This window comes from Sphingobium sp. CFD-2, from assembly GCF_024611135.1.
GTDB lineage: Bacteria > Pseudomonadota > Alphaproteobacteria > Sphingomonadales > Sphingomonadaceae > Sphingobium > Sphingobium fuliginis.
This window is the reverse complement of record NZ_CP084406.1, coordinates 667,325-693,081: the sequence shown is the minus strand read 5'-3', so window position 1 is coordinate 693,081 and position 25,757 is coordinate 667,325. Positions and strand designations below refer to the sequence as shown.

The 25,757-nt window shown below is 63.4% G+C and carries 22 protein-coding genes; 13 read left to right on the top strand and 9 right to left on the bottom strand.

Annotated features, from left to right (window positions below):
- The first annotated feature begins 46 nt into the window (after positions 1 to 46).
- A complete protein-coding gene (locus LDB29_RS23430) occupies positions 47 to 1,720 on the top strand; it encodes a GMC family oxidoreductase (protein ID WP_025551345.1) in 1,674 nt (557 codons plus the stop codon).
- Between the two features lie 336 nt (positions 1,721 to 2,056).
- Here LDB29_RS23430 and LDB29_RS23425 read toward each other — a convergent pair whose 3' ends face one another.
- A complete protein-coding gene (locus LDB29_RS23425; protein WP_025550522.1) occupies positions 2,057 to 2,830 on the bottom strand; it encodes an SDR family oxidoreductase in 774 nt (257 codons plus the stop codon).
- Positions 2,831 to 2,979: 149 nt separating this feature from the next.
- On the opposite strand from LDB29_RS23425, the gene LDB29_RS23420 reads away from it, so the two are divergent.
- The 7 genes from LDB29_RS23420 (at position 2,980) to LDB29_RS23390 (ending at position 12,763) form a co-directional block, all read left to right on the top strand.
- Positions 2,980 to 4,182: an acyl-CoA dehydrogenase family protein gene (locus tag LDB29_RS23420; protein ID WP_025550524.1), complete on the top strand. Its 1,203-nt coding sequence runs from the start codon at positions 2,980 to 2,982 to the stop codon at positions 4,180 to 4,182.
- A gap of 16 nt (positions 4,183 to 4,198) precedes the next feature.
- Positions 4,199 to 5,326: an acyl-CoA dehydrogenase family protein gene (locus LDB29_RS23415; protein WP_025550525.1), complete on the top strand. Its 1,128-nt coding sequence runs from the start codon at positions 4,199 to 4,201 to the stop codon at positions 5,324 to 5,326.
- Positions 5,327 to 5,382: 56 nt separating this feature from the next.
- A complete protein-coding gene (locus LDB29_RS23410) occupies positions 5,383 to 6,333 on the top strand; it encodes a MarR family winged helix-turn-helix transcriptional regulator (RefSeq protein ID WP_226870402.1) in 951 nt (316 codons plus the stop codon).
- Between the two features lie 75 nt (positions 6,334 to 6,408).
- The gene (locus LDB29_RS23405; protein ID WP_226870404.1) at positions 6,409 to 7,620 is read left to right on the top strand and encodes a sulfotransferase; all 1,212 of its coding nucleotides are present in this window, start codon (positions 6,409 to 6,411) and stop codon (positions 7,618 to 7,620) included.
- Positions 7,621 to 7,660: 40 nt separating this feature from the next.
- Entirely contained in the window at positions 7,661 to 8,905 is a 1,245-nt protein-coding gene (locus LDB29_RS23400) for a hypothetical protein (protein ID WP_025550530.1), read from the top strand.
- 318 nt (positions 8,906 to 9,223) lie between these two features.
- A complete protein-coding gene (locus LDB29_RS23395; RefSeq protein ID WP_025550532.1) occupies positions 9,224 to 11,572 on the top strand; it encodes a TonB-dependent receptor in 2,349 nt (782 codons plus the stop codon).
- A gap of 105 nt (positions 11,573 to 11,677) precedes the next feature.
- On the top strand, positions 11,678 to 12,763 hold the full coding sequence (locus tag LDB29_RS23390; RefSeq protein ID WP_257557183.1) for a phosphotransferase: 1,086 nt from the start codon (positions 11,678 to 11,680) through the stop codon (positions 12,761 to 12,763).
- A 25-nt stretch (positions 12,764 to 12,788) separates the two neighbouring features.
- On the opposite strand, the gene LDB29_RS23385 is transcribed toward LDB29_RS23390, so the two are convergent.
- Genes LDB29_RS23385 through LDB29_RS23375 form a run of 3 tightly spaced genes read right to left on the bottom strand, consistent with a single transcriptional unit; the run spans position 12,789 to position 15,359 of the window.
- Positions 12,789 to 13,277, bottom strand: a complete 489-nt coding sequence (locus LDB29_RS23385) for a VOC family protein (protein WP_226870406.1) — start codon at positions 13,275 to 13,277, stop codon at positions 12,789 to 12,791.
- Positions 13,278 to 13,296: 19 nt separating this feature from the next.
- Complete coding sequence (locus LDB29_RS23380) at positions 13,297 to 14,934, bottom strand: AMP-binding protein (protein WP_257557181.1); 1,638 nt, start codon at positions 14,932 to 14,934, stop codon at positions 13,297 to 13,299.
- Positions 14,931 to 15,359, bottom strand: a complete 429-nt coding sequence (locus LDB29_RS23375) for a carboxymuconolactone decarboxylase family protein (RefSeq protein WP_025550538.1) — start codon at positions 15,357 to 15,359, stop codon at positions 14,931 to 14,933. Before LDB29_RS23375 ends, LDB29_RS23380 begins: the two co-directional genes overlap by 4 nt.
- Before the next feature lie 282 nt (positions 15,360 to 15,641).
- Here LDB29_RS23375 and LDB29_RS23370 point away from each other — a divergent pair, with 282 nt between their 5' ends.
- The gene (locus tag LDB29_RS23370) at positions 15,642 to 16,868 is read left to right on the top strand and encodes an amidohydrolase family protein (RefSeq protein ID WP_257557178.1); all 1,227 of its coding nucleotides are present in this window, start codon (positions 15,642 to 15,644) and stop codon (positions 16,866 to 16,868) included.
- Between the two features lie 25 nt (positions 16,869 to 16,893).
- Here LDB29_RS23370 and LDB29_RS23365 read toward each other — a convergent pair whose 3' ends face one another.
- The gene (locus LDB29_RS23365; protein ID WP_257557177.1) at positions 16,894 to 17,667 is read right to left on the bottom strand and encodes an IclR family transcriptional regulator; all 774 of its coding nucleotides are present in this window, start codon (positions 17,665 to 17,667) and stop codon (positions 16,894 to 16,896) included.
- Between the two features lie 159 nt (positions 17,668 to 17,826).
- On the opposite strand from LDB29_RS23365, the gene LDB29_RS23360 reads away from it, so the two are divergent.
- The 4 genes from LDB29_RS23360 (at position 17,827) to LDB29_RS23345 (ending at position 22,051) form a co-directional block, all read left to right on the top strand.
- Positions 17,827 to 18,669, top strand: a complete 843-nt coding sequence (locus tag LDB29_RS23360) for an IclR family transcriptional regulator (RefSeq protein ID WP_025550544.1) — start codon at positions 17,827 to 17,829, stop codon at positions 18,667 to 18,669.
- A gap of 85 nt (positions 18,670 to 18,754) precedes the next feature.
- The gene (locus tag LDB29_RS23355) at positions 18,755 to 19,636 is read left to right on the top strand and encodes a 2-enoyl thioester reductase domain-containing protein (RefSeq protein WP_254657256.1); all 882 of its coding nucleotides are present in this window, start codon (positions 18,755 to 18,757) and stop codon (positions 19,634 to 19,636) included.
- Between the two features lie 87 nt (positions 19,637 to 19,723).
- Positions 19,724 to 20,911 carry an acyl-CoA dehydrogenase family protein gene (locus LDB29_RS23350; RefSeq protein WP_257557173.1) on the top strand — a complete coding sequence of 396 codons (1,188 nt, stop codon included), beginning with the start codon at positions 19,724 to 19,726 and terminating at the stop codon, positions 20,909 to 20,911.
- Between the two features lie 6 nt (positions 20,912 to 20,917).
- Positions 20,918 to 22,051, top strand: coding sequence for an acyl-CoA dehydrogenase family protein (locus LDB29_RS23345; RefSeq protein WP_257557171.1), 1,134 nt, complete (start codon positions 20,918 to 20,920; stop codon positions 22,049 to 22,051).
- A gap of 310 nt (positions 22,052 to 22,361) precedes the next feature.
- On the opposite strand, the gene LDB29_RS23340 is transcribed toward LDB29_RS23345, so the two are convergent.
- From LDB29_RS23340 to LDB29_RS23325, 4 genes are all read right to left on the bottom strand, one after another.
- Complete coding sequence (locus LDB29_RS23340) at positions 22,362 to 22,820, bottom strand: nuclear transport factor 2 family protein (RefSeq protein WP_025551479.1); 459 nt, start codon at positions 22,818 to 22,820, stop codon at positions 22,362 to 22,364.
- Between the two features lie 10 nt (positions 22,821 to 22,830).
- Positions 22,831 to 23,817: a phytanoyl-CoA dioxygenase family protein gene (locus LDB29_RS23335; RefSeq protein ID WP_025551477.1), complete on the bottom strand. Its 987-nt coding sequence runs from the start codon at positions 23,815 to 23,817 to the stop codon at positions 22,831 to 22,833.
- A 111-nt stretch (positions 23,818 to 23,928) separates the two neighbouring features.
- Entirely contained in the window at positions 23,929 to 24,891 is a 963-nt protein-coding gene (locus LDB29_RS23330) for a 3-hydroxyacyl-CoA dehydrogenase NAD-binding domain-containing protein (RefSeq protein ID WP_257557169.1), read from the bottom strand.
- Between the two features lie 5 nt (positions 24,892 to 24,896).
- On the bottom strand, positions 24,897 to 25,730 hold the full coding sequence (locus LDB29_RS23325; protein ID WP_025551473.1) for an enoyl-CoA hydratase/isomerase family protein: 834 nt from the start codon (positions 25,728 to 25,730) through the stop codon (positions 24,897 to 24,899).
- Positions 25,731 to 25,757: the final 27 nt, after the last annotated feature.

Below are 25,757 nucleotides of genomic sequence, written 5' to 3'. Positions count from 1 at the left end.
ATCCCTCCCCGCTATGCACGGTGCTGAGGATAAGGAGAAAGGCAGCATGGTCGAGGCGCAGAGCAGCGTGGAGGCGGAAGCCGATTATGTCATCGTCGGCGCGGGATCGGCCGGCTGCGTGCTCGCCAACCGGCTGAGCGCCAACGGCCGCCACAAGGTCGCGCTGCTGGAGGCGGGCGGCGACGACCGGCCGTTGCAGAATCTCTTCAATCCCGCGCAGGCGATGAGCACGATGAACATTCATGTGCCCGCCGGTTTCACCAGGATGCTGAAGGACCCGCGCATAAACTGGAATTACATGACCGATCCCGATCCGGGTTCGGACGGCCGGCAGCATTTCTTCCCGCGCGGCAAGGTTCTGGGCGGTTCCTCCTCCATCAACGGCATCCTCTGGGTGCGCGGCTTGCCGGAAGATTATGACGGCTGGCGGCAAAGGGGCCTGACCGGCTGGGGCTGGGACGAAGCGGAAACCTATTTCCGCCGGATCGAGAACCAGCAGGGCGAAGGCGCCAGCCGCGACCAGCAGGAAGGCCCGCTCAAGATCAGCGACGTGCCGATGCGGCACCCGATGCTGGACATCATGACGAAGGCGTTCGAGGAAGCGGGCGCCCCGGTGGCCAAAGACCTGAACGGCACCACGCGGGAGGGCGTCGCGCGGGTCCGGCTCAACGCCCATAAGGGCCTGCGCGTATCGGCGGCGGTCGCCTATCTGCACCCGGCGATGAAGCGGCCCAATCTGCAGGTCATCATCCATGCCCACGTCACGCGCATCCTGTTCGAAGGCAGGAAGGCCGTCGGCGTCGAATATTGGAAGGGCGGCCGGCTGCGGCAGGTGCGCGCGCGCCGCGAGGTCATCCTTTCGGGCGGAACGATCAATTCGCCCCAATTGCTGGAACTGTCCGGCATCGGCCAGGGCGAACGTCTGCGGGCGCTGGGCATCACGACGCTGGTGGACAGCCCGAACGTCGGTGAGAATTTGCAGGACCATTATGCATCGATGGTCCGCGCTCGCCTCAAGCCGGGCGCTTCCAGCTTCAACGCCATGTCGCGCGGCCTGCCGCTGGTGGGGCAGATGATCCGTTTCGCCGCGAGCCGTACCGGACTGCTGGCGCTGGGTGGGTCGAACCTGACGGCCTTCCTCAAGTCCGATCCGGCGCTCGATCTGCCCGACCTGCAATTCTTCGCCAGCCCCGCCACGGTGGATTTCGAGGCGCTGGCCAAAAACGGCGCCATGACGATGGAAAAGCTGCCGGGGATGACGGTGGGCGGTTATGTGATGCGGCCGCAGTCGAAGGGCTCCATCCATGTGAAGAGCGGCGACTTCCATGATGCGCCCTCGATCAAGCCCAACTTCCTGTCGGCGGAGGCGGACTGCCGCGCTCAGGTCGGCGGGCTGCGTTGGGCGCGCCGCGTGATGGAAAGCCCCGCGCTCGCGCCCTATTTCGACCATGAACTGACGCCGGGGGCAGCGCTGCAAAGCGATGAGGAATTGCTGGCCTTTGCGCGGGCTAGCGGGTCGACCGGTTATCATCACACCTCCACCTGCGCCATGGGCGTCGGCCCGGATGCGGTCGTATCCGGCACGCTGAAGGTCAATGGCGTGAAAGGCCTGCGGGTCGTCGACGCCTCGGTCATGCCCGCCGTCGTGTCGGGCAACACCAACGCAGCGACGATGATGATCGCGGAGAAGGGTTCCGACCTGATCCTTGCAGAAAGCTGATGGGAGTGGCGCCGCCGCCTGTCTCAGTCAGCGATGCTTTGGATTGAAGCGCGACTTGCTCCTGCACAGGAACGCGGTTCAAACTAGGCCGCGTGGACAATTCGGAATGGCGGGAAATGGCCAATCCAAGACATTCCCCTCCCGTAAACGGGAGGGGTTAGGGGTGGGTGCGAGCGCAGCGAGCTTCTGACTTAGCCGTTGCAAAACAGCGCAGATGCCGCGCCAGCCCACCCCCTAGCCCCCTCCCGCCTGCGGGAGGGGGAATGTCCTGATTCCACCCAAATCACTCAGTCCGGCGAGTCTGGAATTATCCACCCCGCCTGGGCAGGACAAACTCTAGGCTTCCCGCCGCACCTGCTCACCGAACAGCAGCAGCGACTGGTCCGTCGGCAATGCGGCCCAGATCTGGCGCGCCGCGCTGTCTATGTCCATGACGCCGATGCCCTGTTCCATCTGCCTGCGCATCTGCGAAGCGATCGGATAATGGTCGTCGGCCATCGCCGCGACATGCCGGGTGAGGGGGGTGTCGACGAAGCCGGGCCGCACCGCCGTGACCCAGACGTTGCGTCTATCCCGCATCGCCAGTTCCCGGCGCGCCACCCGCACCCACATTTCCAGGGCGGCCTTGCCGGCGCAATAGACGCTTTGTCCGATGGTGGGAGAGCGGGCGGAGGAAGAGGACATCATGACCAGCCCCGCCTCTCCGGCAAAACCGCTCTCTCCGACCGCGCGCAGGAACATCTCTCCCAACCGAAGCGGCGCGGCGACATTCGCGGTGATGTCGCGGGCATAATCGTCCGGCGGCACCTCTCCGACAAAGCCCGTCATCCCCTTCATATGCGCGTTCTGGATGAATATCGCGCGGGCACCCCGAAAATTGGCGAGGCTATCGGCAAAATGCGCGCCGACATTGTCCCAACTCTCGGGATCGGCCAGGTCGAGGAAGATGCTCTCATGATGGGGATGCGGCCGCCGCGACAAATTGATGATGCGCGCATCGCCATAGGGAACGTTGCGCGCCAGGCCCAGGCCGATGCCCTCGGTCGCGCCCGAAATCCATATCAGACTGCCGCGTTCCGCATCCGCATCTTCTTTATCTGCATTTTGCATGTATGATTTTCATCATGACGACTATCTACTGTCAAATCGTGCCGCCGCACCATCGCATGGATGATGCTGCTCCCCGCCCTGCTTGCACCCCTGGGGAGTGCAGGCCATGGAAATCGGGTATCACCCTATAGTCAGCCGGAGCCGATCCGATGGAATTGCGCCTCGATCCCGATCTTCAAACCTTCCGGACGGAAGTGCGCGCCTTTATCGACAGCGTCTTGCCCGCCGACATGAAGGAGCGCCAGCGTCGGAAGGTCGCCAACAACGCCGCCGTGCCCGACTTGCTGGAATGGATGCGCATCCTCAACGCCCATGGCCGATCCGTGCCGCACTGGCCGGTGGAGTTTGGCGGCTGCGGCTGGACTCCGATGCAGCTCTTCATCTTCAATGAGGAATTGTACAAGGCCGACGCGCCCGAATTCGACTGGGGCGGCACGCATATGCTGGGGCCGGTGCTCTACACCTATGGTTCCGATTATCTGAAGGACAGGTTCCTGCCCATGATCCGCGAAGGCGCGACGATGTGGGCGCAGGGCTTTTCCGAACCGGGGTCGGGCTCCGATCTCGCCTCGCTGCGCACCAGCGCCGAACTGGTCGGCGACAAATATATCGTCAACGGGCAGAAGATCTGGACCAGCGGCGCCGCGCATGCGGACTGGGGCTTTTTCCTGGTCCGCACCGACAAGACTGTAAAGCCGCAGCGCGGCATCAGTTTCCTGATCATCAAGATGGACACGCCGGGCATCACCGTGCGCCAGATTCCGCAGATCAATGGCGAGGCGCATCTGTGCGAGGTGTTCCTGGACAATGTCGAAGTGCCCGCCGACCAGTTGATCGGGGAACCGGGCATGGGCTGGACCTATGCCAAGTTCCTGCTGGAGCATGAGCGTACCACGTCCAGTTTCATTTACTGGAGCAAGCGTGAGCTTGCCCGCGCGAAGGACATCGCGCTTGGCGAAAGCGTGGGCGGCCGCCGCGTCGCGGACGATCCCGCCTTCCGGGCCCGTTTCGCGAAGGCGGAGGCGGATCTGCTCGCGCTGGAATGGTCCGTGCTGCGCGTGCTGGCGCATGAGGAGTTGGACGAGCCGGAGGCTGCCGCCGCCTCCGTGCTGAAGATCAGGGGCTCGGAACTCCAGCAGGAAATCACCATGTTGCAGGTCGACGCCATGGGCGCCAAGTCGCTGCGCTTCTTCGACGCCGCGCCCGTCCCGCCGCCGGCGCCCACCGACGTGTGGCCCGACTATGCGCCCGGCCGGACCACCGTGGCGCTGATCAACCGGGCGGCGACCATCTATGGCGGCTCGAAGCAGATCCAAAAGAATATTCTGGCCAGGCTCGCCTTCGGCCTTTGAGGGGAAGACAGGGACAATGGATTTCGCGAAGTCGGACATTCAGGCGATGCTTCTGGACAGCGCCGATCGGCTGCTGTCCGAAAATGCCGACGTCGAATATTGGCGGCATCAGCGATCGAGCGCGCTGGGCTTTGACGAGGCGCGCTGGGCGCAGTTCGCGGAACTGGGCTGGCTCGCCCTGCCGGTGCCGGAGGCAGCGGGCGGTCTGGACGGCACGATGGAGGATATTGCGCTGCTCAACATCGCGCTTGGCAAGGCGCTGGCGACCGAACCCTATGTCAGCACGGTCGTCCTGGCCGATCATGTGTTCAAGCAGGCGGCGGACGAAGCGCGCGCATTGGAATTGCTGGGGGAGATCGCGGGCGGCACGCTGCGCGTCGCGCTCGCGCATCAGGAAAATGGCGCTCATCCGCTCGATGTCGAAGTGACGGGCACACAGGCTCGTCCTTCGGGCGACGGTTATATTCTGTCGGGTGCTAAAATCATGGCGCTCGATGCACCGGGCGCGGGGCAGTTGATCGTCTCGGCTCGCATCGAGGGAGAGGAGGGCATCGGCCTGTTCCTCGTGCCCGCCGATGCATCCGGCCTTTCCGCCCGGTCCTATGCGTTGATCGACGGCACCCGCGCGTCCGACATCGTCCTTGCCGATGTAAAGCTGCCGTCCGCGGCTCTGCTGATCGGCGGCAATCGCGGCTCGGCGGTACTGCGCGAGGCGATCGACCGCGCTTCGATCGCGCTGATGGCCCAGGCGGTGGGCGCGATGGAGGCAGCGAACAAAATCTGCGGCGCCTATGTTCAGGAGCGGAAGCAATTCGGTGCCGCGATCGGTTCCTTCCAGGCGATCCAGCATATCATGGCCGATAATTTCGTCGCGGCCCATCAGGCGCGATCCATGCTCTATCATGCCTTGGCCAATGCCGATCAGGATGAGGCGAGGCGGTCCGCCGCGCTCTCCGCTGCGCGGCTCGTCGTCGGGGAGGCCGGGCAGACCGTCTCGCGCAACGGCATTCAGGTGCATGGCGGCTATGGCCTGACCGATGAATATGCGATCGGCCATTATTTCCGGCGCCTGATGTGCATCGAAAAGCAATATGGCGACCTGATCCAGCATGGCGAGCGGTTCGGGAACAGCATCTTCGGCTAAAGCCTGTCCCGATCAGGGCCGAGGCACAAGCTGTTCCCGCGCAGGCAGGAACGGGTTTGACCGAAGCAGGAAAATTCGCCTGGGCGGGAATTTCGGTCCTTGGCCGGGCAGGCGGATCGCGCCCGCCCCTTGCGGATCGTATCGGCCTATGGCTTTGTGGCGCGATGACGGGAAGGGCCAGGACTGGGGAAGGGCGGCGGGACCTTGAGGCATGCCGCGCCGCGCTGGAGGCGCATTATGCGGTGCATCGCACCATTCCATCCATGGCGGGCCTTGCCCGGCTGTGGGACTATGCCAGCAAATCCTCGGCATCCCGGCTGGTCGATCAACTGATCGAGGCGGGCGTGCTGCTCTGGTCGACCGACCGGCGGCTGGCGCCCGGCTCGGCCTTTCGCATCCTGCCCGACCCGCAGGCGCAGGTCAGCGATGCTCCGTACCTGAACGATATGGGTCCGAACGATAATGGCCGGCACAATCCCGATCCGCTTCAGGCCGCGCTGGCAGCCTGGGCGACCGACTATGATCCCGTGCTGGTCCGCGCCTATTCCGTCACCACGCGCCTGCTGCGCCTCGCCCGCAGCATGGAGCGGCATATGACGCAGTCCGCCGCAAGGGAGGGGCTGACCTCGGGCGACGTGCTCCTGCTCGATGCGTTGTACCGCGTGGGGCCGCCCCATCGCATCGCGCCGACCGCGCTCAAACATTATTTCCTCATGTCGCTGGCGGGCGTCGCCAAGCGGGTCGACCGGCTGGAGGCGCTCGGCTTCATTCGCCGCGTTCCCAATCCCGACGATCGGCGCGGCCTGTTCATCGAATTGACCCATGCAGGTCGAGCCGCGCTCACCAGGCTGGTGGCGGTCGATCGCACCGCTCCGCACATCCTTTGGCCAACGATGCTCAGCGATCGGCAATATCAGGCCATGATAGAATCCCTGACGGTCGCGGAAGCGGTCGTGGCCGCTGCCGATAAGAACGATCGTTCCGAATTTCCTCCTCCAGATATGTGATGTTCTGCCGGTTCATTGACTTTTCAGCACCAATCCGATCCAGTTTCCATATCTTGGTAAACTAAATAGGAGCGGATGATGCGGAGCAGGTCGGAAAAGGTTGGAAATGTCGCTGCCCTTTCGACCGGCATAGACGCTTCGGCTCTCATTCGTAGCTCGCAGATGATCGCCGGCCATTTCGATACGCCCGATCCCGCGCTGGTCGGACGGGTCAAGCGGTTCATAGCCTGGCTGAACGACCAGCCCCCTCTGCGCGCGGAGCAGAAGGCCGACGTCGAACTGCAACTGCGCAAGCTGTTATCGACGCGCCTGCGCCTTGCCGCCGATCGCAAGCGCATTCCCGCCATTGCCGAGGAGAAGATCGAGCGACCCATTTTCGTCATCGGCTTCGGCCGTACCGGCACCACGCTCATCCATTCGCTGCTGGCCGAGGATATTGGCGCCCGCGCACCGCTCTGGTGGCATAGCCATTCGCCCAGTCCGCCGCCGGGCGAGGTGCCGGCGACGCCGGAACGGATCGAACTGGCCGCCAGGGAACTGGACGAGATGCTGATGCGCTCGCCCGGTCTGCTGACCCTGCACCCCTATTGGGACAAGCGCGGACATTGCCCGATCGAATGCGAGGAAATCTTCACCCTCGACTTCCAGAACGCCTATCCTTCGCTGCTGTACAAGCTGCCTGCGCTGGCGATGATCCTCGACGCCAGCAATATTGCCGATGCCTACCGCTTCCATCGCCAGTTCCTCCAGCAGTTGCAATGGCGGCAGCCCACCAGTCATTGGGTGGTCAAGGGCATCTATCACCAGTTCGCTCTGGACGCGCTGTTCGAAGCCTATCCCGATGCGCTGTGCATCTGGCCGCACCGGGACCCGGTTCAGGTTCATCCGTCGATCATGGCGATCACGGCCGTGCTCTATGGCGGCATCACCAACTGGCAGATGGATTTCCAGGCTCTTGGCCCCGCCTTTGTCGAAAGCATCGCCGCATCGTTGTCCGAAACGATGGAAAATCCGCTGGTGGACGATCCGCGCATCTTCCATGTCGATTTCCACGACCTGACGCGCGATCCGGTGGACGTCATCCGCCGCGCCTATGGCCATTGGCAACTGGATTGCACACGGGAATTCGAAGCGCGGATGCGGGCCTGGCTGGCCGATCCCGGCAATGCCTCCAACCGCTATGGCCGCTACGATTATGCGCTGGAGCCTTTCGGCCTCACCCGCGAGATGATCGAGACGGCGTTCGAGGGCTATTCGCGCCGGTTCAGGCTGGGGCGCTTCGCCTGACGTTCGGCCTGATGCCGAATGCCGACATGAGAGAGGGCTGATGACTAATCCAATCGCCAATGCGGATCAGTTCGCCGCCGAAGCGGAAGTTCGCGCCATGTGGGACGATGCGGCAACCAGGGCGGCGCGCGACCATTGCGCGCAGCTCTGGCGCGTGGGTCATGGCAGCGACGTGCCGCCGGAGGTCGAGCCGCTTTTCGACGCGGCGATGGATGCGTGGATGGGCAATTACCTGTTCAAGGCGGCGGCCCGCGATCCGATCCGGCCTCGCTTCGTGCGTAATTTCATGCCGGGCCATGGCTGGAAGGGCGCGGTCGTGCCCGATGCGCGGATGGGCGGCGACAATCCCGACAATTGTTATCGCCTCGCGGGCATCGCACATGGCGGCCGTTATCGGATCGCTGGCCGGGTGATCGACGCTTGCCCGGCGCATGTGTCCTTCACGCTCGTCGAGAATTGGGGCACATCGATGACCGTCCAGACAGTCGAACTGCCCGGCATCGATGTGACGCAGGACGGTCGCTTCACGATCACCATAGACGATCAGCCCGCCAATGGGCGGCGCAACCACATGACGACCAATCCACGCGTCAAATTCCTGTTCGTGCGCGATTCGATGATGGATTGGGAAAGAGAGACGCCACTGGCTCTGGAGATCGAACGGATCGATGCGGCCGGCGCCCAGCATTTCTCCTTCGAGCGGCGGCTGGACGAAGCGCTGCGGCGGGCGCGGGAAGAGGTGCCGCTCTATTTCTGGTTCTTCCGCCTGTCGGCGGCACGTCGGGCCAACAGCATGCCGCAACCCATGCGCACGGCCAGCGTCGGCGGCCTCGTCACCCAGGCAAGCAGCATCGGAAGGCTTCGTCTGGAGGAGGATCAGGCGGCGATCATCCGCTTCGACCCCGCCGGCGCGGCCTATAGCAGCCTGCAACTGGCGATGTGGTGGTACCGGTCCATCGACGCGCATCTTTTGCAGAGCGGCCTCTCCGCGGCACAATCGGCGCGCGATGCCGACGGGCTGATCACCGCGGTCGTTTCGGCGCGCGATCCGGGCGTCGCCAATTGGGTGCAGACGGACGGATTGCGCGACCTGTTGCCGATGATCCGCTGGCAGGGTCTTCCGGAAACGCAGCAGGGCGCTGGGCCGATTCACTGGCTCGACATCCTGCCCTTCGACCGGCTGGACGCGCATTTGCCCGCCGGCATCGTGCGGACGAACCGGCAGCAGCGCGAGGATCAACTCCGCGCACGGCGCGCCGCCTGGTCGCGCAGGATCAGCGTTTGAGTGAAAATATCCGGGCGGCCGGACAAAAGCATCCGACGAAGATCTGGAGATTTGCTGTGGTCGGAATGTTGATGCCCATGTAACCGCCAGGAATGGAAAGCGAAAAGCCGGCGGTCGAACTGTGGCCTGGAATCAACCATCCGCTCAAATCTTCATCCTCTTCCTCCGGCGATCAGAAGATCGTGTATCTGATGATGCATAACATCCGCTAATCAAGGGTTTGGCATGGCCGGAAATGAGGCTAGCTGGCTTTCATCCGTTCGCCGGCTTCAGAGCAGAGCCTATTGGCCGGTTCCATCCAGTCCTTGAGAGGATGCAATGACCTATCGACGCTATCTTGCCGCGACCTGTGCGGCCCTGTTCATATCCGCGCCTGCCTTCGCGCAGGATAATGCGCAGCCGCAGGCCGAAGGCGTGTCGAGCGGCGACATCGTGGTCACGGCGCGCCGTCGCGACGAAGCGCTCCAGGATGTGCCGATTTCCGTCTCCGCCATTTCGGGCGAACAGCTTTCCCGCTCGGGCGTGACCGACGTTCAGGGTCTGCAATATCGCACCCCTTCGCTGTCGATCACGAGCGCGCAGAGCCAGCGCAACACCGTCGCCTTCTCGCTGCGCGGCCAGCGCACGCAGGAAACGCAGCTTTTCACCGACCCGCCGGTCGGCACCTATTTCGCTGAAGTAGTGCAGCCGCGCCCCTATGGTTTCGGCAACAGCCTTTACGATCTGGAATCGGTTCAGGTTCTGAAGGGCGTCCAGGGCACGCTCTTCGGCCGCAACATGACCGGCGGCGCGGTGCTGGTCGAGCCTGCTCATCCGAAGCTGGGCGAATTCGCCGGCGAAGTGCGCGGCCAATATGGCAATTACGACATGCACGACCTGTTCGGCATGGTGAATGTGCCCGTCGGGGATTCCGTCGCCCTTCGCTTCGCGGGTAAGACCCGCGAACGCGACGGCTGGGCGCGCGACATCGGCAGCGGCCTGCGCCTCGACAACCAGAATTACGACACGTTCCGCGTGTCGGCGCTGGTCTCGCCGGGCAACGGCATCGAATCGCTGACTATATTCGACTGGTTCAAGTCGCGGGAAAACGGCACGGCGTCTTTCCTTACGTCCATCAACTATCCTTCGGCTCTCAACAACTATGCCAGACTCGCGGATATTCCGGGTCAGTTCGCGGAGGCGCAGCAGCTTTTCCGCTCGCGCCGCTTCACGCTCAATTCCGGGTCGGGCAATGGCAGCAATCTCGACGTGTTCGGCCTGCCGCGGGAGAGCATCAAGAACTGGGGCATCACCAACAAGACGACCTGGGATCTGGCCGACGGCCTGACGCTGAAGAATATCTTCGGTTATCGCAAGGAGCGTCGGGATACCGTTCAGGATTATGACGGCATTCCCGCCTTCCTGATCGCCCCTTATCAGTTTGCGCGTTCACGCAACATTTCCGAAGAACTGCAACTTCAGGCCAAGATGTTCGAAAACCGGCTCGACCTCATCGTCGGCGGTTATTATTTCGAGGAAAAGGGCATTGACGGTTCGCTCGCCAATACGCTGCCTCAACTGAATATCCTGGGAGCCGGCCTCAATCCTGCGACGACAGACGCGACGCTGTTCGTCACCAGCAATCCGGGCGAAGGCTATTCGCGCACCGCGGCCGCATTCGTCGCCGGCACCTTCAAGGTCACGGATCAGCTCAGCCTGTCCGGCGGTCTTCGCTATAATTATGACAAGCGCAAGATCACCGTTTCGCCTTCGCAGCCCAACTATCCCAATGCTGACGGCACCTTCGGCCGCTGCTCGTTCGACACCGATACGTCGACTGCCGGCGTTCAGCGGGTTCCGCTCAGCCAATGTTCCTTCACCAACAGCAAGTCGTTCAAGGAATGGACCTACGACGCGACGGTGCAATATGAGCCGAGCCCGGAAGTCACCACCTATGCGTCCTATCGCCATGGTTTCCGCGCGGGCGGCTTTTCGACCCGGGCCACCGACGCGATCACGCTGCGGCCGTTCCTGCCCGAATTCGTCGATGAATATGAAATCGGCCTGAAGACCAACCACCGGCTGGGCGCGGGCCGCCTGACCACCAGCACCGCCCTGTTCCGTCAGGACGGCAGCGACGTGCAGAAGCAGCGCGCGACCTTCATCGACGGCAATGTCTTCACCATCGTCGACAACACCGCCAAGCAGCGCAATGTCGGCGGCGAGTTCGAGGCGAATTTCAGCACCGACAGCTTCTCGCTGGCGGCCTTCTATTCCTATACGAAGGTCGACATCCGGGCGGGCCGGGTCGTGCTGAACGGCCTGACCGAGTTCGAACAGCGCGGGGTGCCCAAGCATCAGCTCGGCGCCACGGCAACCATTTCGCCGCCGGTCAGCGAAGATCTGGGCCAGCTCAACTTCGTCCTGAACTATACCTGGCGCAGCAAGATCTATCTCGACGACTTCGAGATACAGGGCGTGCAGCCCGCCTATTCGCTGATCAACCTGCGCGCCGAACTCAACAATGTCGGCGGTTCGGGCGCTTCGGTGGCGGCCTTCGTCAACAACGCGCTGAACGAGACCTACCGCATCGGCGTGCTGGGCCTCATCGCGGAAGGGCTGGGCTTCCAGAACAGCGTCTACGGCGAACCGCGCACCTATGGCGTTGAAGTCGGCTTCAAATTCTGATCCGGCCCGGGCCGTGAAGCATCAAGGGGGCGCAGAGTTCTGCGTCCCCTTTTTCTTGCACGCCGCCGTCTGGCATTCTGTGCGGAAACGACGCTGGAGAGAATGATGAGTGAGGCTTATCCCGCCGATGCGCTACCCCTGCCGTTGACGCCGCAGCAGATCGACAGCGCGTGGCTGACCCGCGCCTTGCGCCAGCGGCTGCCTCATATATCCGTTGTTGAATCGCAGGTGATCGATGTCATTCTCGGCACATCGACCAAGATTCGCGTTCGCCTCGCCGTGGAAGGGGAGGGCGCCGGGCAGATTGGCGAAACCCTGATCGTCAAGGGCGGCTTTGAGGAGCATAGCCCGAAGATGGCGGCGATGTACGCCAATGAAACGCGCTTCTACGCCGACATCCAGCCGCTCATCCCCATGCCGTCGCCACGCGCCTATTTCGCGGGCACCGACCCCCATTCGCACCAGTCCATCGTCATCATGGAGGATCTGAAGCGCCCCGGCGTCGATTTCTGCGACGCCTTGCGTCCGCAGCGGTTCGACCAGATCGCCCGCCGCATGGAGACCATGGCCGCCTATCATGCCGCGACCTGGGCTTCACCCCATTTCCGGCCCGGTGGCCGCTGGGCCGACATCGCCAGCCGGTTCGACGGTTGGGGGCTGGACTATATGCGCCGTTATCTCCTGCCCGATGTCTGGGCGCATTATATGGCCTCGCCGCGTGGCGCGGCCGTCTCCACCCGGCTGCACGACCGCGACTGGATGGAACGGGCGCTGATGACCATAGGAGAGATTCAGCGCGCCCAGCCCCGCTGCCTGATCCATGGCGACACGCATCTGGGCAATCTCTACATATTGGAGGACGGCACGCCCGGCTATTTCGACGCGCAGGTGGCGCAGACCGCCTGGCACCATGAAGTCTCCTATCATATCGTCTGCGCCGCCGACCTGGCCGACCGCGCCGCATGGGAAGGCGATCTTCTGCGTATCTATCTCGACGCGCTGGCGCGGGAGGGTGGTCCCGTTCTGGATTGGGAATCGGCCTGGCTCGACTACAGGCGGTCCATTCTGTGGGGCCTGTTCATCTTCCTCACCAATGAGGTGCGCTTCCAGACCGAGGCCGTCAACACCGCCTATGCCGCCCGCTTCGGGCAGGCGGCGCTCGACCACGATCTGCGTCTCCTATTGCCCTAAGGCAAATAGGAGACGCAGCGCGCGTTCATATCGCCAGTTCATTCATGAACTTGTCGATTCTGGCGTTCAGCCTGTCGACCAAAGCGCGGTCCGAAAGCTCCACATAATAGCCAAGCTGCTCCACCGTATCGAGGTGGATCACCGCCGCATCGCCATTGGGCATTTTGGCGCCCCAACTCTCGAACACGCAATCGACGCCATCGGGCCGCTGCGACAGGTCGTCGACCGCATAGCCGAGATGGAAAATGCCTTCACCGCGCGTTTCCAGCCATTCCCTGGCGTTCCCTTGGCCGACCACCGGCTCGATCATTTCCAGATAGACGTCGCCCCATTTGGTGAAGGCGTTCCTATTGGCGAAGCGCCCGCGCCAGTCGCGATAGCGCCCTTCATAATCGGTATCGAGCCGCCAGAAAGGCCCAAGGCCCAGCAGATTGCGATAATGCGCCATGCCTGCATCGATGTCGCGCACGACGACGCCGATCTGATAGAAGTCGCCCTTGAATTTCATGGTCATGCTCGCTTCCATTCTGTGATCAGCCCGCGGCTTGGGCCTTCGCCTGGTCGCGCAGCAGGAATTTCTGGATTTTCCCCAAGGGCGTGCGCGGAAAGTCATCCACCAGGAACAAATGGCGCGGCACCTTGTAATTCGCCATCTGCTCGCGACTCCAGGCCGTCAGTTCGGCCAGCGTCAGCGCCGCGCCTGCCTTAAGGATGACGCAGGCTGCGCAGACCTCGCCCATGCGATCGTCGGGCCAGCCGATGATGCAGACATCAGCGATGGCGGGATGTTTGCGCAGGATATTCTCGATCTCCGCCGGATAGGCGTTGAATCCGCCGACGATGACGACATCCTTGAGGCGGTCGAGAATGCGGAGCGTGCCGTCCTCGCCAATGCACCCGACATCGCCGCTATGAAGCCAGCCATCCGCGTCGATCGTCGCCGCGGTCTGCTCCGGCTCCTCGAAATAGCCCTGCATGACCATTGGCCCGCGAATCAGCAGTTCGCCGCTTTCTCCGGGAGGCAGCGGATTGCCGTCCCCATCGACGATGCGCAGTTCGACGCCGGGCAACGGCTTGCCGACCGTCTTCGCAATGGTTTCGAAGCTGGCGTCGGGATAGTTGACTGTGGCCAGCGCCGTGCATTCGGTCTGGCCGAAGCTGGTCAGGAACAGGTCGAACCCGAATATTTCCCGCCCGGCGCGGATCAACTCCACCGGAACATTGGATGCGCCCGTATGCCCGACCCGCAGGGATGAGATGTCGAACGCGCCGAAACGCGGATGCTCCATCAGCGAGAAGAAGATGGTCGGCGGTCCCATCAGCACGCTGATCTTCTCGCGCTCGATCAGCCCCAGCAGCGCTTCCGCGTCGAATGTCGCCAGCGGATAGACGGTGATTCCCGCGACCAGCGCGGAAATCCAGCCCGACCGGTAACCGAAGCTGTGGAAGAAGGGATTGACGATGGCCATGCGGTCGCCCGCCCGCAGGTCGTTGGATTCGTTCCAGATGGCCGGCACCCACAGCGCCTGCCCATGATTGTGCATCGCGCCCTTCGGCTGCCCGGTGGTGCCGCTGGTGAAAAGAATGTCCGCGATGGTCTGCGGCGTCACGGCCGCGATTCGCGCCGCCAGCGCGGCCTCGTCCGCCTGTTCGCGCTGGAAGGCGGCGAAGGCAGGCCCGTCCAGCGCCACGATATGGCTCAACCCCGGCAGGTCGCGCACCGGCCCGGTTTCGCCTGCGCCGCCGCCCGCCTGAACCAGCATGGCGGCATAGTCATTGCCCAGAAATCCCGTCACGGTGAACAGGATCTTGGCGCGCGTCTTCGCCAATATGTAGAGCGCTTCCCCACCCTTGAAGCGGGTGTTGACCGGCACCATGATCGCGCCGATGCTTTCCGCCGCCGCCGCCGCGATCATCCATTCCGGGCTGTTGGGCGCCCAGATCGCCACCCGGCCGCCATGGGCGACGCCATGGGCGATCAGGGCGCGGGCAAGACCGTCCACCCGGTCCTTATATTGCGCGAAGCTGATCCGCGCTCCGTCCTCGCCTATGATGAAGGGCGTGCTGCCATAGCGTGCCGCGACATGCGCGATGACTTCCGGCAATGTGTGTTCCAGCGTCTTCGGCAGGTCGGAAAAATGCGGATTCGCCATGGTCGTCGCGCCGGTCACAACAGCCCCTTTTCCTCCGCCGTCTGCACGTCCGGGGACACGCCCGCTTCCCGCATGGCCTCGATGACCGCCGTGGTGGCGGAGGCGATGCAGGGGAAGCCGACATAGGGCGTAAGCTGCACCAGCAATCCCTCCAGCTCTTGCGCCGTCAGTCCGTTGGCGATGCCGATCTTGACGTGGTTCTTCAGTTCCAGCGACTGTCGCATGGCGATGAGCGCCGATATGACGGCCATGCTCTTTTCCCTGGGCGCAAGGCCCTGATGCTGCCAGGCGTCGTGAAAGGCCCAGCTTGCCGCCATGCGCGGAATGGGCGAGCCGAAACGGTCAGCGGTGCAGGCTTCCCGAAAGGCGTTGCCGAACCCTTCGCCCATGATGCCGCTGATGAAGTCGACGCCCGATTTCTGTTTCTCGTCCAGCTCAGCCATCCATTGCCTCCATGCGTTTTGATTGTCTGGCCTATGGGTGGCGGCCTGCCCGCGTCAATAACGCCGCCACCGCCATCGGAGGGTAACACACACTGATCGGCCATCTGATGGCATCGGCATCCCATCGCCTATGTGATGGCAGGGCGGGGCCGATATTCGCGACATGCAGCCATGCCTATATAGATTTCGACACTTACAGGTTTCGACACTCGGCGCCCGGTTTTGATGGCGGCGTGGTCCAGATCATATCGAATAACGTCATGGTTTTGGGGAAGGAACATCATGTCTGCACAAATCGAAGCGGCGGAAACTTCGCCCGTTTATTCCGGTCCGATCTTCGATGCCGATACGCATTTCTGGGAAACGGATGAGGCATGGACGAAATATCTGCCCCAAGACGCCGCCGAACGTTATGGCGTCACGTTCAAGTCAGGACCGGACGGCGACTTCGCCATGTATGTGGGGCCGCGCAAGGTGGAGATCAGCGCCGACCATCTGTTCGAGGATGGCCGCGTTCCCGCGCCCGGCAAGCTGCATGAATGGCTGCGCGCCATGAAGGAAGGCAAGGCCGAGATCGACATGCATGTGCCCAAGACCCCGGCCATGGTCGAGCCGGGGGAACGGGTGAAACTGCTCGATGCCTGGGATGTGCGTTCGTCCATCCTCTTCGTCGGCAACATGATCACGGCCATCAGTTTCCTGGACGACCCGCGCTATGCCTATCCGGTATTGAACGCCTATAATGGCTGGATGTACGACCAGTGGAAGTATAATTACAACGACCGCATCTTTTCATGCCCCATCATGACGCTCGACAATGTCGAGGAAGCCTGCAAGGCGCTGAAGGATGTCGTCGCCAAGGGCGCGAAGCTCATCCTGATGCCGATGGGCCCCTATAACGGCAAGGCGCCCGCGCATCCGGATCACGATCCCTTCTGGGCGATCGCCAATGAAGCCGGCATCCGCGTCGTCTTCCATGTTTCCGAAGCCATCTACATGAAGGATCATATGGCGCTGTGGGGGGAGGGGATGCAGCAATCGCGCATCCGGCAGTCCGCCTTCGTGTGGATGCACGGCTATTCGGAACGGCCGGTGATCGAGACGCTGTCGAGCTTCATCTTCTGGAACTTCTTCGAACGCTTTCCCAATATAAGGCTGCTGTCTGCCGAAAATGGCGCCGAATGGGTGCCCTCCATGCTGGTGAAGATGGACAAGTGCCGGGGTATCGCGAAGAACGGCCAGTGGCCCGCCGGCCAGTTGAAGGACCGGCCGAGCGCCATTTTCGCCCGGCATGTGTCGGTCGTCGCCTATCCGGAAGACGATCTGAAATCCATCATCGATCAGGTCGGCAACGCCGATTGGGTCCTGATGGGATCGGACTATCCCCATGCGGAGGGCGTCGCTGAACCGCGCCTGTTCGCGGAGGAAGCGTGCAGGGACCTGTCGGCATCGGATGTCCGCAAGGTCATGTATGAAAACGGCATGCGCTTCATGGGCCTGCCGGTCTGAACCTGATCCGACCCGTCGCCGCGCGTCAGCTTCCCGCTGAGGCGTGGCGGCCCGCCTCCACCGTGGCATTCAGAAGCCGTTCGAAATTCTGCTTCATCCGGTCCAGCGGAGCCGCCAGCATGAGCGCCCCCAGCAGATCGCCGTCAGGGCCCATGACCGGCACCGCCAGGGCCGCGGTGTCGCTCAACATCTCCCCGAAGCTGGCGCAATAGCCCTGTTCGCGTATCGCCGCGAGGCCGGCGCGGATGACATCGGGGTCGGTCCGCGTGCTGTCCGTCAACTTCCTGAGATGGGCGCGGGCCAGATATTCCTCCACCTGTTCGGGGCTGGCAAAGGCCATGAGGACACGCCCGGCGGCGCTGGCGTAGAGCGGCGCCCGCAGCCCTGCCTGCATGGCATATCGCACCGGCTGCGGGCTGTTGCTCGCCTCGGTGTAGATGGCCTGCCCGATTTCCCAATCGGCAATGGCGAACCCCACCGACTCGCGGGTTTCGGAGGCGAGCTGCTTGACCAGGGTGCGGATGAGTTCCGGCGCCGACCAATGACGCACGATCCGGCTGGCGAAATGATAGGCCGCCGGACCCAGTCGGTATCGCCCCTCCTGACAGGACAGATAATGCATGTCGCACAGACCCCGCAGCGTGTCGATGAATGTGCTCTTGGGCACCGTCATGACCGCGCTGAGTTCGGCCAGGCTCATGCCGTCCTGCTTGCCTGCCAGCAGGGCCAGCAGATCGAGCACGCGGGTGATCGCCCTCGGTCCGCGGGCGCGGGTTTCCTCTGATTTGGCCTGCTGCATCGTCCCCTGTTCACCTTTCCGGTCTCAACTCGCATTGCATAGCTGTTCGAAAATTCGAACGCAATTCGAAAAACCGTTGGACATTATATTCATGATGCGGTACGAAAATCCGTGCAGCAGATGCAATTTCATGCATCCGCGGGAGGAAGAGGAAAGCCAATGGCCACCAGCGCATCCCGGACCATCAAATCCGCGCATCGAGTGCTGGAGATCCTGGAATATTTCGACCAGGATCGCCGCGTCGCCACCGTCATGGAAATGTCGCGCACGCTGAACTATCCGCAATCCAGCACATCCGAACTGCTCCGCTGCCTGACGCGGCTGGGCTATCTCCACTATAATCGCGTTCGCCGGACCTATAGTCCGACCGCGCGGGTCGCCCTGCTCGGCGCCTGGGTGAAGCCTTCGCTGTTCCGTGGCGGGCCGGTGCTGTCCGCAATCGACGAGATCGCCAAGCTGACGGGCGAAACGGTGCTGCTGTCGACCAGTTCCAACTATGTGCTGCAGCATCTGCATGTCATCCACGGCAATAATGAGGATGCGCTCGATGCTCATGCGGGCGATCAACTGTCCATCCTGCACAGCACGCAGGGGCGGCTGCTGCTTTCGAGCTACCGCAATGAAGGCATCCGTTCCGCGGTCCACCGCCTGAACGCGGAGGAAACAGACCTGTCCCGGCATGTCCGCCTGGCCGAGCTTCTGTCCGAATTCGCCGTGCTGCGTGAAAAGGGCTGGGCCATCGAACAGGATCGGGACGGGGTCGGCTGCGTCGCTGTATTGCTGCCTTTCGGCCGGAATATGGATCGGCTGACCGTCAGCGTCATCGCCCGGCCGTCCGTGATTGCGGAGCGCGGACAGGAAATGCTGGACCTGCTGATCAGCCGCAAAGCCCGGATTGCCGAACTGCATCAGGAGGAAGACGGGCTGGAGCGGGACAGCAGCAATGTCGTGAAAATGCCCGAGACGATCAAGATCGCCAGCTACCGGCGGCATTTCGCCTGAGCGCAGGGCCGGTATCGGCGTGAACCGCGCGGTGCTGCCCTGCGGAAAGGGGCGTGTCCGCCTTGCGGAGGCGCCGGCGCCGTCCGTGCCCCGGAATGATGAAGTGCTGGTGCGCATGGCCTATGCGCCTGTCAATCCGGCTGACCTTCTGGCGATTGAAGGCGGATATTCCTTTGATCTGCCGCATGACCAACCGCTGGGAGCCGAGGGCGCGGGGCTGGTGGAGGCAGTGGGCGAAGCCGTTGCCGACCTTCGTCCGGGCGATCTGGTGATGGTGCTTGGCCGGGGCAACTGGTGTGCGATGCGCCTTTTGCCCCGTCGCCATCTGATAGCTCTGCCGGCCGGATTCGATCCCGTGCAGGCGGCGATGTTGCGCATCAACCCTCCTACTGCGCATCTGCTCCTGCGCCATGCTGGCGTGCTTCCGGGCGATGCGATCATTCAAAATGGTGCGGGATCGGTCGTGGCGCATTGGGTTCGCACCTTTGCCGCGCGCATGGACGTCAAGGTTGTCGATGTCGTGGGAAGGCCGCATCCCGCGACACCCGATGCGCTGTTGGACGGCGACGGTCTGGCGGAGCGCGCACTGGCGGCGTCGGGCGGGCGGCCTGTCCGCGCCGCACTCGATTGCGTGGCGGGCGCGGCGACCGACCGGCTTGCAAGCTGCCTGGCGCCGGGCGGCCGGCTGTTGCTGTTCGGCCATCTCTCCGGCAAGCCGATCCAGGTTCGTTCGCAATTGCTGACCGGGGGTGGCCTCTCGATCTTGGGCTTCAGCCTTCGCCCCGCGGAGGAGGCCATGGGTGTTGAGGGCGTGCACGCCATGTTCGCGGAACTGGCCGCGCTCCATGCCGCCGATCCGCCGTCCCTGCCGGTGCGCGCCATCGTTCCGCTGTCCCGTGCGGAGGAGGGGATTGCGCTTGCCCGGACGGGCGGGGGCGGGCGCGTGCTGTTCGATCTGACGCAATGATATCGGGCATGTGAAGGCCTTGGTCGCGCCGTTGACTTGGAAGCCTAATGCCTGCTGGGGAAGGGGTTCTTATATGGGAACAGCGCGATGAAATTGGATTTTACGCCCGAGGAAACGGCCTTCCGCGATGAGGTGCGGACCTTCCTCAAGGAAGCCCTCCCAGAGGATCTGCGGCGCAAGATGATCAACCGCGATCATCTGACCAAGGAGGATACGGTGCGGTGGCAACGCATCCTCAACGCGCGGGGATGGGCCGTGACGCATTGGCCCGTCGAATATGGCGGGCAGGCCTGGACGCCGGCTCAGCGCTATATCTTTCAGGAGGAGATGGCGTTGGCCCATGCCCCGGAAGGATCGCCGTTCAATGTCAACATGATCGGTCCGGTGCTGTGCAAGTTCGGCACCCCCGCGCAAAAGGACAGGTTCCTGGCGGTCACCGCCAATATCGACATCTGGTGGTGCCAGGGCTTTTCCGAACCCGGCGCCGGTTCCGACCTTGCCAGCCTCAAGACGACGGCGGTTCGAGACGGCGATCATTATGTCCTCAACGGGCAGAAGATCTGGACGACACAGGCCCAGCATGCGGACTGGATGTTCGGCCTGTTCCGCACCGACAGCAGCGGCAAGAAGCAGCAGGGCATCACCTTCCTGCTGCTGGACATGAAGACGCCGGGCATCACCGTCCGCCCGATCGAGACGATCGACGGCGAGCATGACGCCAATGAAGTCTTCTTCGACGATGTGCGCGTGCCGGTGGAGAATGTCATTGGCGAGGAAGGCCGGGGCTGGGACGTCGCCAAGCATCTGCTGGGCAGCGAACGCAGCGGCATCGCCCGCATCGGTCTTTCCAAGGAAAGGCTTTCGCAACTGCGCGCGCTGGAGAGCCGCCTTGCCGCGGACGGCACCCTGACCGACGAAGAACAGCGCCGCCTTGCGCACAAGCTGGCGGAGGTGGAGGTGGAATTCCGGGCGCTGGAACTGACCCAGTTGCGCGTCGTCGCCGCCGATGCCCATGGCGGCGGCGCCAATGCGGCGGCGTCCATCCTGAAGGTCAAGGGCACGGAAATGCAGCAGCGCATGACCGAACTGGTCGCTGAGCTGGCAGGCCCGGCGGGCCTTGCCATGCCCGATCATGATCATGCGCCGAACGATCCGGACGATGGCTGGATCGGCGCTGCCGCTCCTTTCTATTTCACGATGCGCAAGGTGTCGATCTTCGGTGGGTCCAATGAGGTCCAGAAGAACATCATCGCCAAGACCATGCTGGGACTTTGACGCGCCATGGATTTCGACCTGAACGACGAACAGAAGATGCTGCAGGAAACCGTCACGCGGTTCGTGGCGGAAACCTACGACTTCCAGAAGCGCGAACATGCGCTCAGGACGCCCGATGGCTGGAGCCGGGAGGCCTATGCAGGTCTTGCGGAGATGGGCCTGCTCGCGCTGCCGTTCGCGGAAGAAGATGGCGGCTTCGGCGGCGGCGGCGTGGAGATGATGATCGTCATGGAGGCGCTGGGGCGCGGCCTGATGGTCGAACCCTATTTCGCAACCGTGGTGCTGGCGGGCGGCGTGCTGCGCCATGGCGCGTCAGCGCAGCAGCGCGGGGACATCGTTCCGGGCATTGCGGCTGGCGAGCGCATCCTGACGCTGGCGCATGGCGAGAAGGGCCTGCCGCGCCATACGCTGGCGGCGCGCACGACCGCGTCTGCGTCGGGCGATGGATGGACGCTCGATGGCCGCAAGATCGCGGTCCTGCATGGGCAGAGCGCCGATACGTTCATCGTGAGCGCGATGACGGCAGAGGGCCTTTCGCTCTTCCTCGTGGATGCGGCGGCGGCTGGCGTGACGGTCGAGGGGAAGCGCGGCTATGATGGCGTGCCGGTCGCCACGCTCGCCCTGTCGGGCGTCAATGTCCCGAAGGATGCGCTCATCGGCGCGACGGGGCAGGGGGAGGGCATATTGGCCCGCGTGTTCGAGGAAGCGACCGCTGCACTGGTGGCGGAATCGGTCGGCGCCATGGCGGAGACGTTCGATGTCACCGTCGACTATCTCAAGACCCGGCAGCAATTCGGCGTCGCCATCGGCAGTTTCCAGGCGCTCCAGCATCGCGCCGTCGAAATGCTGATGCAGCTTGAACTGTCGCGCAGCATGGCGATCCTTGCGGCGCTGTCGCTCGACAGCGATGCCGATCAACGGAGCCGCAACATCTCCGCAGCCAAGGCGCAGATCGGCAAGTCAGGCCGCATCATCGGGCAGGAAGCGGTGCAGATGCACGGCGCCATCGGCATCACCGCCGAATATAAGGTCGGGCATGCCTTCAAGCGGCTGACCGCCATCGACGCGCTGTTGGGCGACCGGGACTGGCATCTCGCCCGTCTCGTGGAAAAGCGCGGCGTCTATCCCGCCTCTGCCTGAGGGTCGTTGCTGATGTCACTGAGGGGGATCGGCGCGTTCCCGTCAGCCATAGGGGCGCATGTTCCAGGCGGTTAGGCCGCGTGGAGAGTTTCGGAATGTCGGGGATTGGCCAATCCAAGACATTCCCCTCCCGTAAACGGGAGGGGTTAGGGGTGGGCGCGAGCGTAGCGAGCTTCTGACTTAGCCGTTGCAAAACAGCGCAGATGCCGCGCCAGCCCACCCCCTAGCCCCCTCCCGCCTGCGGGAGGGGGAATGTCCTGATTCCACCCAAATTACTCAGTTCAGCGAGTCCTGAATTTGTCCACGCCGCCTAGAAAGTCGAACTGGGATTAGGCCTCTGACGGACTCGCCCCCAAAAGGCCTGCGCGGGGGCATCCAGCATGTCGGCGCCATAGGTGATCAGGCCCTGCTCCACGCGGTAGAGCATGGCCCATTCATAATGGATGTCCTCGCCATTCGCCGCGCTTTTGCGGTAGGCGCGGGCGTGGACGAAGGCGCATTGCCGGTCGACGCAGGTGATGGCGATGATCTCGTCCCGCCTTTCCGCCAGAGCCTCCGCGCAGGAGGCCGCGAATGCGAGAAAGGCGTCGCGCCCGACCAGCGTCTCCTTCGTGCCGCTGGGGCCGAACAGGCTGTGCACGACATCGGGATGGAAATAGTCCGCCGGCGACGGCCGGCTTTCGCCTCCGACAGGAAAGATGTCGGGACGGTGCCGGCCTTCTTCCGTGAAGCCGAACATGCGCGTCAACAGCTTCACGGCATCGTTCATCGCCTTGCCCTTATCCCTCCGCCGCCTTGCGCAGCATGACGGCGCGGTCGCCATCCCGCACCACGACCAGCCGCATGCCGGGCTTCATATAGGTGACGAAGCCATCGAAGCTCTCGCGCACGCCCGGATCGATGGGGCGCAAATAGCTGTCCTTGTCGATATTCAGCGTGATCTCCCCGACGCGATCCGCATCCACGGTGACGGTCGTGGGCGTGAAGGACTTGACGGTGGCCGCGATGGCGCTGGGGTTGGCGGCGGACTGCACCCGCGAGTCGAAGGAGACGCGCAGCCGGTCGCTATTATTGGGAAGGCCGCAATGCGGCGTGCACGGATGCACGACCAGCACGTCCCCCGGCATATAGTCGGTCGTCGCCCAGCTTTCCGCCGGGATCGCGTCGCGCGGGATCGGAAAGGGATTGGGCTTGCCGACATTGTGGAAATAGCCGCGCTTGTTCTGGCCAACCGCCAGCGCCAGCCCGCCCATGTCGCGGGTGCAGGGGGTCAGCGACACCCAGACCGGGCGATAATCCTGAATGCCGGGGCTGTAGAAGCCGTCCTGATGCACGGTGCCCAGCTTGCTCTGGGGCGGATAGGTCCGATATTGCACGATCGGGACGGAGCAGGCCGGTTCACCCAGCACCTTTTCCATCACCGCCTGATTGGCCGGGTCCTCGATCAGACGGGCGGCGATCCCGGCATAGAGATCGCTTTCCTCCATGCCGCCGACCGAAGGCTTGCCCGTCCACTTGCCGGTGGGATCGCCCGGCTCGACCAGCCCCATCTGAGCAGCGACCGCGAGCATTTCATCCCGCGCGCGCGCCACCGTATCCCTATCGAACACGCCGCGCAGCAGGATATAGCCCTTCTCCTCGTAGAAGCGGTTGAGCGCTTCCGGGTCGTCCAGCAGATGGTTGCAGCTTTCCAGTTCGCCCGCCGCGACGACATCCTGCACATGCAGGTCTTCGGCTTCCGGGCGATTGATCACATCGACGGTCATCTCTTCCTTCCTCTCCACTCGGACCGGCCAACCTTTGGAGGCGCCGGGACGGGACCATATTATCATGGCCGGGATCGGTAGGGTGGGATGATTTTCGTCTACTTTCGGCTATTATTGCTCATTGTCCGGCGCCAGCAGCTTCAGCATCTGCATCAGCTTCTCGTCCTGCCGGGCGGCGATTTCCGCCACGCTTCGCCCGGCAGCGGCTTCCTCCATCTGCTCGACCAGCATCGCCTGCAAGGCCGGGTCGGCCAGCGGCGGATCGGCCATGCTTTCCCAGCGCCTGACGATGCCCGGCCCGAATTTGGGAAGGAATTCGGCCAGACCGCCCGCGCCGCCCGATGTGTGGAAGGTGGTGAACTGCCCCTGGATCGCCCATTTGAGCGCGAAGCTGTGTTTCATCGCCTTGTCGATGTCACCGACGCTGGCATAACCCTCCGCCACCAGCCGCACCGCCTCCCGGAACATGGCGGCGGTCAGCCGGTTGCCGATATGGCCGAATATCTCGCGCTTCAGCCGGATCGGCTGCTTGCCCATGGCGGCATAGAGGGCGAAGGCGGTGTCGACCGCTTCTTCTGCGGTCCGTTCGCCGCCGCCCACTTCGACCAGCGGGATCAGGTGCACCGGATTGAACGGATGGCCCAGCACGAAACGATCGGCGGTCGCAAGGCCGGCCTGCAACTCGGTGACGGGCAGGCTCGACGTGCTGCTGGCGATCAGCACATCCGCGGGCGCCAGCCGGTCGAGATCAGCGAACAGCGCCTGCTTGACCTCGGTGCGTTCGGGGGTGCTTTCCTGGACGAAATCCGCGCCTGCGAGCGCGTCGGCCACCGTGTCGTGGACCGAAAGGCGCACAGACCAGTCGTCGTCGGCCTGGGCCAACCCAAGTTCGACCATCTGGTCCCATGCGCCCGCAACATGGGCGCGGGTGCGTTCGCCCGCGCCGGGCATCGGATCGTAAAGGCGCACGGCCCGGCCGCTGCCCAGAAAGGCAGCGACCCAGCCATTGCCGATCACGCCGCCGCCGATCGCGGCGACGGTGCTTATGCTGTCCGCGTCGCGATAGGCGGCCATGGCGATCAATATCCCTTGAAGACCGGCTTTTCCTTGTTGGCGAAGGCGGTCGTCGCTTCCTTGTAATCCTGCGTCAGCATCGTCATCGCTTCATAGGCGATGGACAATTCGCCCGTCAGGTTCACCTGATCGCGGATGCACTTGTTGACCGCCGCCTTGGACCAGCGGACCGCCCACATCGGCTGTCCGGCGATCTCGCGCGCGATCTTCAGCGCTTCCTCCAGCACCTGCTCCTTGGGGAAGGCATAGTTGACCAGGCCGATCTCCTCGGCCTTCCTGCCGTTCAGCAGCTTGCCGCGCATCAGATATTCCTTGGCCTTTTGCGGCCCGACCAGCAGCGGCCACATCACCGATCCGCCGTCGCCCGTCACCAGGCCGACGCGCACATGGGTGTCGCCCAGCTTGGCGTCCTCCGCGACGATGCTCATGTCGCAGAAGGCGAACAGCGACGTGCCAAGGCCGATGGCGTCGCCATTGACCGCCGCGATGATCGGCTGCGGCGTCATCAATATCTGGTCCCAGATGCGCAGCGTGTTGATCGGCACGCGCAACGCATATTTCAGGCCATATTCGGTCTGGGCGCGTTCGGCCATCAGCTTGATGTCCCCGCCAGCGGAAAAGGCCTTGCCCGCGCCGGTCAGCACGATGACCTTGACGCGCTCGTCGCGCGCCAGCTTCAGCCAGATGTCCTCCAACTGCCAATGATTATGCGGTCCCACCGCATTCAGCTTGTCGGGATCGTTCATCGTGACGGTGGTGACGCCGTCCTCGGCGATTTCGACCTTGAAGAAGTCGAACTCGCTATAGTCGATGTCGCGCTGAAACTCGTTGTCGCTCATAATCGTCTCCGAAAAATCCCTGTAATA

What these genes read in the sequence shown, in the direction of transcription:
- LDB29_RS23430 (WP_025551345.1), top strand. Translation starts at nt 47, where the DNA reads ATGGTCGAGGCGCAGAGCAGCGTGGAGGCGGAAGCCGATTATGTCATC.
- LDB29_RS23425 (WP_025550522.1), bottom strand. Translation starts at nt 2,830, where the DNA reads ATGCAAAATGCAGATAAAGAAGATGCGGATGCGGAACGCGGCAGTCTG.
- LDB29_RS23420 (WP_025550524.1), top strand. Translation starts at nt 2,980, where the DNA reads ATGGAATTGCGCCTCGATCCCGATCTTCAAACCTTCCGGACGGAAGTG.
- LDB29_RS23415 (WP_025550525.1), top strand. Translation starts at nt 4,199, where the DNA reads ATGGATTTCGCGAAGTCGGACATTCAGGCGATGCTTCTGGACAGCGCC.
- LDB29_RS23405 (WP_226870404.1), top strand. Translation starts at nt 6,409, where the DNA reads ATGATGCGGAGCAGGTCGGAAAAGGTTGGAAATGTCGCTGCCCTTTCG.
- LDB29_RS23400 (WP_025550530.1), top strand. Translation starts at nt 7,661, where the DNA reads ATGACTAATCCAATCGCCAATGCGGATCAGTTCGCCGCCGAAGCGGAA.
- LDB29_RS23395 (WP_025550532.1), top strand. Translation starts at nt 9,224, where the DNA reads ATGACCTATCGACGCTATCTTGCCGCGACCTGTGCGGCCCTGTTCATA.
- LDB29_RS23390 (WP_257557183.1), top strand. Translation starts at nt 11,678, where the DNA reads ATGAGTGAGGCTTATCCCGCCGATGCGCTACCCCTGCCGTTGACGCCG.
- LDB29_RS23385 (WP_226870406.1), bottom strand. Translation starts at nt 13,277, where the DNA reads ATGACCATGAAATTCAAGGGCGACTTCTATCAGATCGGCGTCGTCGTG.
- LDB29_RS23375 (WP_025550538.1), bottom strand. Translation starts at nt 15,359, where the DNA reads ATGGCTGAGCTGGACGAGAAACAGAAATCGGGCGTCGACTTCATCAGC.
- LDB29_RS23370 (WP_257557178.1), top strand. Translation starts at nt 15,642, where the DNA reads ATGTCTGCACAAATCGAAGCGGCGGAAACTTCGCCCGTTTATTCCGGT.
- LDB29_RS23365 (WP_257557177.1), bottom strand. Translation starts at nt 17,667, where the DNA reads ATGCAGCAGGCCAAATCAGAGGAAACCCGCGCCCGCGGACCGAGGGCG.
- LDB29_RS23360 (WP_025550544.1), top strand. Translation starts at nt 17,827, where the DNA reads ATGGCCACCAGCGCATCCCGGACCATCAAATCCGCGCATCGAGTGCTG.
- LDB29_RS23350 (WP_257557173.1), top strand. Translation starts at nt 19,724, where the DNA reads ATGAAATTGGATTTTACGCCCGAGGAAACGGCCTTCCGCGATGAGGTG.
- LDB29_RS23345 (WP_257557171.1), top strand. Translation starts at nt 20,918, where the DNA reads ATGGATTTCGACCTGAACGACGAACAGAAGATGCTGCAGGAAACCGTC.
- LDB29_RS23340 (WP_025551479.1), bottom strand. Translation starts at nt 22,820, where the DNA reads ATGAACGATGCCGTGAAGCTGTTGACGCGCATGTTCGGCTTCACGGAA.
- LDB29_RS23335 (WP_025551477.1), bottom strand. Translation starts at nt 23,817, where the DNA reads ATGACCGTCGATGTGATCAATCGCCCGGAAGCCGAAGACCTGCATGTG.
- LDB29_RS23330 (WP_257557169.1), bottom strand. Translation starts at nt 24,891, where the DNA reads ATGGCCGCCTATCGCGACGCGGACAGCATAAGCACCGTCGCCGCGATC.
- LDB29_RS23325 (WP_025551473.1), bottom strand. Translation starts at nt 25,730, where the DNA reads ATGAGCGACAACGAGTTTCAGCGCGACATCGACTATAGCGAGTTCGAC.